Source organism: Nocardioides sp. (assembly GCF_047607365.1).
Classification (GTDB): Bacteria; Actinomycetota; Actinomycetes; order Propionibacteriales; family Nocardioidaceae; genus Nocardioides.
Genome location: NZ_JASGDD010000116.1, coordinates 1 through 7,871 on the forward strand (window position 1 = coordinate 1; position 7,871 = coordinate 7,871).

Below are 7,871 nucleotides of genomic sequence, written 5' to 3' on the forward strand. Positions count from 1 at the left end.
AGTTACGGCGGCCATAGCGTCGGGGAAACACCCGGTCCCATCCCGAACCCGGAAGTTAAGCCCGACAGCGCCGATGGTACTGCAACCGCGAGGTTGTGGGAGAGTAGGACGCCGCCGGACAAAAATTCCCGAGGGGGCCACCGATTGGTGGCCCCCTCGCTGTATTTCAGGAGAAGATCACGTCATGGCAGACGAGCGCCGTAACCATCGCAATGCCCAGAGTCGCCCGGCTCGGGGCGGCTCCGACCGCGACCGCAAGCCGGGGAGCCGGGCCCCGAAGCCGTATTCGCGCGGCCGGGACGCCGACGGCATCGACCGCGGCACCCAGCCGGAGCGGACCGCCGACCAGAAGGCGTACGACGGCCCCGACCTGCCGGACTTCATCACCGGCAAGGAGCTCGACCGCGGCGTCGCCGCCCAGCTCAAGGGCCTCCCGGAGAAGCTCGCCGCGCGGGTGGGCCGCCACCTCGCGGCAGCTCAGCACTTCCTCGAGGTCGACAACGCCGAGATCGCCTACCAGCACGCACTCGCGGCGAAGAGCCGCGCCCAGCGTCTCGCCATCGTCCGGGAGGCGGTGGGCGAGGCGGCCTACTACGCCGGCCACTTCGACGTCGCGCTCGCCGAGCTGCGGGCCGCGAAGCGGATGAACGGGGCGACGGCGTACCTCCCGATGATGGCCGACTGCCACCGCGCTCTCGGTCACCCGGAGCAGGCGCTGAAGCTCGCGCAGAGCCCGTCGGTGCGGAACTTCGCTCCGGCCCAGAAGGCCGAGATGACGATCATCGAGGCCGAGGCTCGCGCCGAGCTCGGTCAGCTGGACGCCGCGCTCCGGACGCTCGAGCTCGCGCCCCTGATGAGCAAGAGCCGCGAGACCTGGGTCGTCCGGCTGCGCTACGCCTACGCGGACATCCTCGAGAAGGCAGGGCGCCCGGAGGAGGCGCTGAGCTGGTTCCACCGGACGCTCGCGATCGACGCCGAGGAGTCGACGGACGCCGGTGAGCGGGCGGCCGCGCTCGAAGCGAACCGCGGGTAACGCTGGCATTCAGGCGCCACATCCGTCACAATGGCGTCATAACAACATCGCTGTGGTTCGACACGGCTTCCGATTGAGTCCGCTGGGGAAGGCGAAGCTCACGCCGGAACGAAGGAGAACCCCAGTGACCGCATACACCACCGCTGCGTCCTCTCGTCCCGCCACGAGGGGCGTGCTCTACGTGCACTCGGCCCCGTCGGCGCTGTGCCCGCACGTGGAGTGGGCCGTCGGCGGCGTCCTCGGCACGTCCGTCAGCCTCGACTGGACCCCGCAGCCCGCCCAGGCCGGGACCTACCGCGCGGAGCTGTCCTGGGCAGGCTCCGTCGGCTCCGCGGCCGGCGTCGCCTCAGCCCTCAAGGGCTGGAACCACCTGCGCTTCGAGATCACCGAGGAGCCGACGGCCGGCTCCGAGGGTGTGCGGTTCTCCTACACTCCCGAGCTCGGCGTCTTCCACGCCGTCACGGGCCTCCACGGCGACATCATGATCCCCGAGGACCGGCTGAAGGCCGCCGTGGTGAAGGCGGCGCTCGGCGACACCACGATCATGAACGAGATCGACAAGCTGCTCGGCAAGCCGTGGGACGACGAGCTGGAGACCTTCCGGCACGCCGGCGAGGGTGCCCCCGTCCGCTGGCTGCACCAGGTCGTCTAGGACTTCTTCGTTTTCTTCGCCTTGCGGCACTTCTTCTTGTGGTGCTTGGCGTACTTCGGCTTGCTGCACTTCCCGACCTTCTTCGTGGTCGTCTTCACGGCCGGCGTGATCTGGAAGTAGTAGTCGGGCAGGAAGGTCGCGGTCTGGTTGGTGCCGTCGTTCAGGTCGAGCTCGGCGCTGATCGTGAACCGGCCCGGAGCGTGGACGTTCTTCGAGCACAGCTGGAAGTGCGACGTGCCACTCGTCGGATCGCCGGGGTCGCCGGAGGTGAAGAACTGGAAGGCCTGGCTGGTGCCGCTCGCGTCCTTGATCGTGATCTGGAGGAGCCAGTCGTTGTCACCCGGGTCGACCGCGTAGGTGTAGTAGTAGGTCGACGAGCAGCCGTCGACGAGTCGCTGCGCGGGAGCCGCGACGCTGGCCGACGGGGTGGCCGACTGCGCGGCGTTCGTCGGGCCGAGTCCGAGAAGTCCGAGGCTGATCGCCGCGGCGAGAGTGACGCGTCTCACAACACTGGTCAACGGCTCGGACCCTGACGGGTTACGGCGTCACAGCGGGATGTTGCCGTGCGCCCCACGTCGTACGCCGTCGCGCTGGACGGCCGCGTGGAGCGCCTGCGCCACCGTCGACCGGGTCTGCTCCGGGGTGACGATGCGGTCGACGACGCCGAGCTCCACCGCTCGCTCGACCCCGCCGGCGATCCGCTCGTGCTCGGCGGCCAGCTCGGCCTCGAGGGCCGGCCGCTGGTCGGGCGGCACCTCCGCGAGGCGGCGCCGGTGCAGGATCCGGACCGCCGCCAGTGGGCCCATCACGGCCACCTCGGCGCTCGGCCACGCGAAGACCGCGGTGGCGCCGAGCGACGCGGCGTTCATGGCGATGTTCGCGCCGCCGTAGCTCTTGCGGGTGATCAGCGTGATCCGTGGCACGGTGGTCTCGGCGAAGGCGTGGAGCAGCTTCGCGCCGCGGCGCACGACCCCGTCCCACTCCTGGCCCACGCCGGGGAGGTAGCCCGGCACGTCGACGAGGACCACCAGGGGGATGCCGAACGCGTCGCACAGGCGCACGAAGCGGGCGGACTTCTCCGCCGAGAGCGAGTCCAGGCAGCCGCCCAGGCGCAGCGGGTTGTTGGCGACGACGCCGACCGTGCGTCCACCGAGCCGGCCGAGCGCCGTGACCACGTTGGGCGCCCAGCGGGCGTGGAGCTCGAGGGTCGAACCGGGATCCAGCAGGCCGTCGACCAGCGGGTGGACGTCGTACGCGCGCTTGGGGTTGTCGGGGAGGAGACCGGCGAGGTCGACGTCCTCGACGCCTGCGACGTCGAGGCTGCGCTGGTCGGCGAGCAGCCGCGCCGTCGCGCGGGCCGTGCCGAGGGCGTCGGCCTCGGTCTCCGCCAGGAGGTGCACGACGCCCGACCGGCGGCCGTGCGGCTCCGGGCCGCCGAGGCGCAGCATGTCGACGTCCTCGCCGGTCACCGAGCGGACGACGTCGGGGCCGGTCACGAAGATCCGGCCCTCGGGGCCGAGGATCACGACGTCGGTGAGCGCGGGACCGTAGGCGGCGCCGCCGGCGGCCGGGCCGAGCACGACGGAGATCTGCGGGACGACGCCCGAGGCCTGGGTCATCACGCGGAAGATCCGGCCGACGGCGTGGAGGGAGAGCACGCCCTCGGCGAGGCGGGCGCCGCCGGAGTGCCAGAGCCCGATGATCGGGACGCGGTCGGTGAGGGCGCGGTGGTAGGCGTCCACCACGACACGGCAGCCCGCGTCGCCCATCGCACCGCCCATGACGGTCGGGTCGGAGCAGAACGCGACCGCTCGCACGCCGTCGACGGTGCCGGCGGCCGCGAGCATGCCGGAGTCGTCGTACGGCGACAGCAGCTCCATCGACTGGTCGTCGAAGAGCGCGCTGAGGCGGACGAGGGGGTGGCGCGGATCGAGCGATCCGGAGCCCCCACTCGACGTGAGGGGAGGCCCCAGTCGGGAGGGGAGGGGGGACTCGGCGAGGGTCATGAGACGGTCCCGAACGCGACGGCCACGTTGGAGCCGCCGAAGCCGAAGGAGTTGTTGAGCGCCGCGAGATCGCCGAGGGGCAGCTCGCGGGGCTTCGTGGCGATGTCGAGCTCGACGGCGGGGTCCAGCTGGTCGAGGTTGATCGTCGGGGGAGCGAGGCGGTGGTGGATCGCGAGGACGGTGGCGACCGCCTCCAGGGCCCCGGCGCCGCCGAGCAGGTGGCCGGTCATCGACTTCGTGCTGGTCACGACGACCCGCTCGACGTGGGCGCCGAGGGTGGCGTGCAGCATCAGGCCCTCCGCGACGTCGCCCTGGGGGGTGGAGGTCGCGTGGGCGTTGACGTGCGCGACGTCCGAGGCGGCCAGGTCGCCGTCCGCGAGCGCGAGCCTGATGGCGCGGGCGCCGCCGCGGCCGGCGGGGTCGGGCTGGGCGATGTCGTGCGCGTCGGCGGAGAGGCCGCTGCCGAGCACCTCGGCGTAGACGCGGGCGCCGCGGGCGAGGGCGTGCTCCAGGCGCTCGAGCACGAGGGCGCCGGCGCCCTCGCCGAGCACGAAGCCGTCGCGGCCGGTGTCCCAGGGACGGCTGACGGTCGCGGGGTCGGCGCCGTCGCCGGTGCCGGTGCGCGACAGCGCGCGCATGTTGGCGAAGGCGGCGATCGGGAGCGGGTGGATGGCCGCCTCGGTGCCGCCGGCGACCATGACGTCGGCACGGCCGAGCCGGATCTGGTCCGCCGCGACGGCGATCGCCTCGTTGCCCGACGCGCACGCCGAGACGGGGGTGTGGACGCTCGCGCGGGCGACGAGCTGGAGGCTCACGTTGGCCGCGGGAGCGTTGGCCATGAGCATCGGCACCGCGAGGGGGGAGACCGGCCGCGGGCCCTTGGCGAGCATGGTGTCGTAGTTGGCGAGCAGGGTGGACACGCCGCCGATGCCGGAGGCGAGAGCCACCCCGACCCGTTCGGGGTCGAGTCCGGCGTCGACGGTGGTGGCCGCCGGCGTACTCCCGCCGAAGGCGGCGTCGGCCCAGGCCTCGCGGGCGGCGATGAGGGCGAACTGCGTCGAGCGGTCCAGCCGTCGTGCCTCGACCCGCTCGAGCACCTCGGCGGGGTCGACGGCCGCCCGGCCCGCGATGCGGACCGGGAGGGCCTCGGCCCACTCGTCGGTGAGGGGACGGATGCCGGACGTGCCGGCGAGCAGCCCCTCCCAGGTGGACGCGACGTCACCGCCGACCGGGTTGGTGGTGCCCAGCCCGGTCACGACGACCCGGATGCGACCCATCAGACGGTCGCCCCGGCGTGCTCGATGTAGGAGACGGCGTCGCCGACGGTGACGAGGCTCTTGAACCGGTCGTCGGGAATCGTGACGCCGAACCTCTCCTCGGCCGCGACGACGATCTCGACCATCGACAGGGAGTCGACGTCGAGGTCGTCGGTGAAGCTCTTGTCGAGCTGGACGTCCTCGACGTCGGTGCCGACGACCTCGTTGACGATGTCGGCGAGGGCGGTGCGGATCTCTTCGGTCGTGCTCATGGTGGGTTCCTTATCTGGTGGGGGCTTCGAGCTACAGGGCGGTCAGGGGAGGACGACGACCTGGGCGGCCCAGGCGAGGCCGGCGCCGAAGGCGATGAGGAGCGCGGTGTCGCCGCTCCTCGCGTCGCCGTCGCGTCTCATCCTCTCCAAGGCCAGCGGGATGGACGCGGCCGAGGTGTTGCCCGCCTCGACGATGTCACGGGCGACGCGGACGGTGTCCGGGAGCTTCATGGCGCGCGTCATGGCGTCGATGATGCGGAGGTTGGCCTGGTGCGGCACGAAGCAGTCGAGCTCGTCGGGGCGGACCCCGGCGCGGTCGAGCGCCTCGAGGCCGGTCTTGGCCATGGTGTAGGAGGCCCAGCGGAAGACCTGGTTGCCCTGCATGGTCAGGTGGGGGAGGGAGCCACGCGCGAGGGCGTCGGGCCAGGTCTCCCGCTGGGTGATCAGGTCGGCGCGCTCGCCGTCGGAGCCCCAGACGACCGGGCCGATGTCGGCCGTCTCGCTGGGTCCGACGACGACCGCGCCGGCGCCGTCGGCGAAGATGAACGCGGTGCCGCGGTCGGTCAGGTCGGTGATGTCGGAGAGCCGCTCGACGCCGATCACGAGGACGTGACGGGCGGTGCCGCCGCGGACGAGGTCCGAGGCCAGCGCGAGGCCGTGGCAGAAACCGGCGCAGGCGGCGGAGATGTCGAAGGCGGCCGGCTGCTCGGCGCCGAGGGCGTGCGCCACCTCGGCGGCGAGCGACGGGGTCTGCATGAGGTGGGTGACGGTGGCGACGATGACGCAGTCGACCTGGCGCGGGTCGAGGTCGGCGTCGGCGAGCGCGGCCCGGGCGGCCTCGGTCGCCATGAGGGCGACGGTCTCCTCCGGGGCGGCCCAGCGTCGCTCGGCGATGCCGGTGCGGGTGCGGATCCACTCGTCGCTCGAGTCGATCGCCGCCACGAGCTCGCTGTTGGGCACGACGCGGCTGGGGCGGTAGACGCCCAGGCCCGCGATCCGCGACTGGGTCACGACGCGCTCCGTGCCGACGGGACCCGGTGGGCCAGCGGGTGCAGCCGGACGAGGGGCTGGCCGGGGGAGACCAGGTCGCCGTCCTCCACCAGCCACTCGACCACCTCGCCGCCGTGGGCGGAGGTGACCGCGATCCGGTCGCGGAGGCTGACGATGTCGCCGATGGCCGCTCCCGCGGCGAGTACGCCGGCGGCCCGGCTCTCGTCGGCGAGGTGGATGGTCCCCTTGCTCGGCGCGACGACCATCCGCCAGGTGGGGCTCAGGTCGAGCGGGGACGGCTCGCCGTGCCGGTCGCAGAAGTCGCGGGCCGCGTCGAGCTGGTCGGGACCGGTGAGGGCGAAGGTCTCGACGCGCTTGCCGAAGTGCCGCCGGGCGATGCCGGTCAGGGTGCCGGCCGGCGGCACCTCGAGGATGCCGGTGACGCCGAGGTCGTCCATCGCCTCCAGGCAGAGGTCCCAGCGGACCGGCCGGGCGATCTGGCCGACGATGCGGCGGAGCACGTCCTGGCCGGAGTGCACGACCTGGCCGTCGCGGTTGGAGATCACCCGGGTGCGGGGATCGTGCACCGAGACCGAGCGGGCGAGCCGCTCCAGGCGCCCGACGGCGGGAGCCATGTGGTCGGTATGGAACGCGCCGGCGACCTTGAGCGGAATGATCCGGGCCCGGGCCGGCGGGGCCGAGGCGAGGGCGGCGAGCTGCTCGAGGGTGCCGGCGGCGACGATCTGGCCCGCGCTGTTGTCGTTGGCCGCGGTGAGGCCGAGCTCCTCCAGGAGGGCCAGCACCTCGGATCGGTCGCCGCCGAGGACCGCGCTCATCCCGGTGTCGACGGCTGCCGCGGCGGCGGCCATGGCGGCGCCGCGCTCGCGGACCAGGACCATCGCCTGCTCGGCGGTGATGGCGCGCGCGCCGGCCGCGGCGGTCAGCTCGCCGACGCTGTGGCCGGCCACGGCGCCGATCCGGCCGAAGGCGTCCGCGGGGTGCGGGAAGAGCTGGAGGGCGGCCAGGAGCCCGGTCGCCACGAGGAGCGGCTGGGCGACCGCCGTGTCGCGGATCGCGTCCTCGTCGGCGTCGGTGCCGTAGTGGGCGAGGTCCATGCCGGAGACGGCGCTGAGCCACTCGAGGCGGTCGGCGAAGACCGGGTCCTCGAGCCAGGGCGTGAGGAGTCCGGGGGTCTGGGATCCCTGTCCGGGAGCGACGACGACGAGCACGAGATCCACCCTGACGGGCTACTCGCGAGTCACCTGGGGGGAGCCGCCACCAAGATCCGAGGAGGACTTTGGAGGCTTCCTACAAGGCGTTCGCGCCGCGTTCAGCGCCGGGCGGCCGCCCGCTGCCTGCCCAGCGACAGGGCCATCCGCAGCGTCCACGCGTCACGCGGCGCGGTCGGGTTGAGCCCGGTGGCGTCGGCGATCTGCCGCAGCCGGTAGCGCACGGTGTTGCTGTGCACGTAGAGGCCGCGAGCCGTCGCCTCCAGCGAGCCGCCCGCCTCGAGGTAGGCGCTGAGCGTCTCCACGAGCGCGGGATTGTCGAGGGCGAGATAGGTCTCCGTGACCAGCTGCTCCGCGGCCGCGGCGTCGCCGGCCAGGACGCGCTCGGGCAGCAGGTCGTCGGCCAGGACCGGCCGCGGCGCCCCCGGCCACC

9 protein-coding genes and 1 rRNA gene are annotated in these 7,871 nt (G+C 73.1%); 3 read left to right on the forward strand and 7 right to left on the reverse strand.

What is annotated here, in order from left to right; translation table 11 throughout:
* The first annotated feature begins 3 nt into the window (after positions 1-3).
* From rrf to QM572_RS08705, 3 genes are all read left to right on the forward strand, one after another.
* A 5S ribosomal RNA gene (gene rrf, locus QM572_RS08695) occupies positions 4-120 on the forward strand.
* Between the two features lie 64 nt (positions 121-184).
* Positions 185-1,033: a tetratricopeptide repeat protein gene (locus QM572_RS08700; RefSeq protein ID WP_415092106.1), complete on the forward strand. Its 849-nt coding sequence runs from the start codon at positions 185-187 to the stop codon at positions 1,031-1,033.
* Between the two features lie 124 nt (positions 1,034-1,157).
* Entirely contained in the window at positions 1,158-1,685 is a 528-nt protein-coding gene (locus tag QM572_RS08705) for a DUF3145 domain-containing protein (protein ID WP_415092108.1), read from the forward strand.
* Here QM572_RS08705 and QM572_RS08710 read toward each other — a convergent pair.
* The 7 genes from QM572_RS08710 to QM572_RS08740 all read right to left on the reverse strand — a co-directional run.
* Positions 1,682-2,191: a hypothetical protein gene (locus tag QM572_RS08710; protein WP_415092110.1), complete on the reverse strand. Its 510-nt coding sequence runs from the start codon at positions 2,189-2,191 to the stop codon at positions 1,682-1,684. The genes QM572_RS08705 and QM572_RS08710 overlap by 4 nt on opposite strands.
* 39 nt (positions 2,192-2,230) lie before the next feature.
* A complete protein-coding gene (locus tag QM572_RS08715) occupies positions 2,231-3,691 on the reverse strand; it encodes an acyl-CoA carboxylase subunit beta (RefSeq protein WP_415092112.1) in 1,461 nt (486 codons plus the stop codon).
* Positions 3,688-4,968 (reverse strand): beta-ketoacyl-[acyl-carrier-protein] synthase family protein, encoded by a 1,281-nt coding sequence (locus QM572_RS08720; RefSeq protein ID WP_415092114.1) that lies wholly within the window; start codon positions 4,966-4,968, stop codon positions 3,688-3,690. The genes QM572_RS08715 and QM572_RS08720 overlap by 4 nt, the downstream gene beginning before the upstream one ends.
* A complete protein-coding gene (locus QM572_RS08725; RefSeq protein WP_415092116.1) occupies positions 4,968-5,219 on the reverse strand; it encodes an acyl carrier protein in 252 nt (83 codons plus the stop codon). Before QM572_RS08725 ends, QM572_RS08720 begins: the two co-directional genes overlap by 1 nt.
* A gap of 42 nt (positions 5,220-5,261) precedes the next feature.
* Positions 5,262-6,230, reverse strand: a complete 969-nt coding sequence (locus QM572_RS08730; protein ID WP_415092118.1) for a beta-ketoacyl-ACP synthase III — start codon at positions 6,228-6,230, stop codon at positions 5,262-5,264.
* On the reverse strand, positions 6,227-7,438 hold the full coding sequence (locus QM572_RS08735) for an acyltransferase domain-containing protein (protein ID WP_415092122.1): 1,212 nt from the start codon (positions 7,436-7,438) through the stop codon (positions 6,227-6,229). The genes QM572_RS08730 and QM572_RS08735 overlap by 4 nt, the downstream gene beginning before the upstream one ends.
* A gap of 101 nt (positions 7,439-7,539) precedes the next feature.
* Positions 7,540-7,871 (reverse strand): PucR family transcriptional regulator (locus tag QM572_RS08740; RefSeq protein WP_415092120.1); only part of this gene is annotated, 332 nt, incomplete at its 5' end.

What these genes read in the sequence shown, in the direction of transcription:
- QM572_RS08700 (WP_415092106.1), top strand. Translation starts at nt 185, where the DNA reads ATGGCAGACGAGCGCCGTAACCATCGCAATGCCCAGAGTCGCCCGGCT.
- QM572_RS08715 (WP_415092112.1), bottom strand. Translation starts at nt 3,691, where the DNA reads ATGACCCTCGCCGAGTCCCCCCTCCCCTCCCGACTGGGGCCTCCCCTC.
- QM572_RS08720 (WP_415092114.1), bottom strand. Translation starts at nt 4,968, where the DNA reads ATGGGTCGCATCCGGGTCGTCGTGACCGGGCTGGGCACCACCAACCCG.
- QM572_RS08725 (WP_415092116.1), bottom strand. Translation starts at nt 5,219, where the DNA reads ATGAGCACGACCGAAGAGATCCGCACCGCCCTCGCCGACATCGTCAAC.